The organism is Caballeronia sp. BR00000012568055 (genome assembly GCF_029439455.1).
Classification (GTDB): domain Bacteria; phylum Pseudomonadota; class Gammaproteobacteria; order Burkholderiales; family Burkholderiaceae; genus Caballeronia.
On the sequence record NZ_JAQFVG010000181.1, the window covers coordinates 1 to 785 of the forward strand.

The 785-nt window shown below is 55.2% G+C and carries 2 protein-coding genes; both read left to right on the forward strand.

The window, feature by feature from the left end:
* Positions 1–270: hypothetical protein (locus tag P7F28_RS09650; RefSeq protein WP_277184278.1), on the forward strand; the 270-nt coding region annotated here is incomplete at its 5' end.
* 312 nt (positions 271–582) lie between these two features.
* Positions 583–785: hypothetical protein (locus P7F28_RS09655; RefSeq protein WP_277184279.1), on the forward strand; the 203-nt coding region annotated here is incomplete at its 3' end.

A 785-nucleotide genomic window follows, 5' to 3' on the forward strand; every position in this document is an offset into this window, starting at 1 on the left:
ACTAAACGCTCGCGCACGGAGTGCACACATCGCCGCATCCAGCTTCATCCCAACGACGGCACGGTCGTGTGTTGCATTTGCCACGCGACACTAAGCCCATTTTGTGCGCTGTCTATGCTGTCCGAGCAATACAGCCTTGCGATCACTCATATCGATCGCCTGAGCACTCGGTTGGGTCTTGCCGATGCGCAGATGCTTGAGCTTTCTGAAAAACTCGACGCCCTTACCTCTCGAGAAAGAGCATCAAAAAAGATGCCAACCGAGATTTGATTGCTCAGCAATCGATGCTGCAATAGCTCCTCAGCCAATGACAGCAGAACGCCGTGAACAAACGTTCGCATGCGCTTACAACGGCAAGGGCAAGCATTGCGACGCGTGGGCCGCTATGGATGAGCGAAAGACGGACCAGCCGAACGGCAAACCGATAACGGAGGCCTGGCGCGTGATTGCGTGAGCTTACCGCGCCTTGACCTGATCTCTTTGCGCGATAGCCTTGTCCCATAGCTTATCGATGAACCGTCAACGCATCAGGCGACACTGCAGTGCGACAAGGCCATCAACGTCTCGCGAAGGAGCAAGCAAATGACTGACGAACAAATTTGGGAACTGTTTGCGGAACATACCAAGAAGGGAACCACGGCAGCATCCGTATTAACGTTCGCCCGCGCCCTTCTCGCCGTTCCTGGCGCCGAGCAAGCGCCGATTGGATACGTCATCGAAATGATGATTGAGCGCCTGCCGAACGAACACCAAACCGTTCTTTATGATCGCCCGTGCGGATCGGC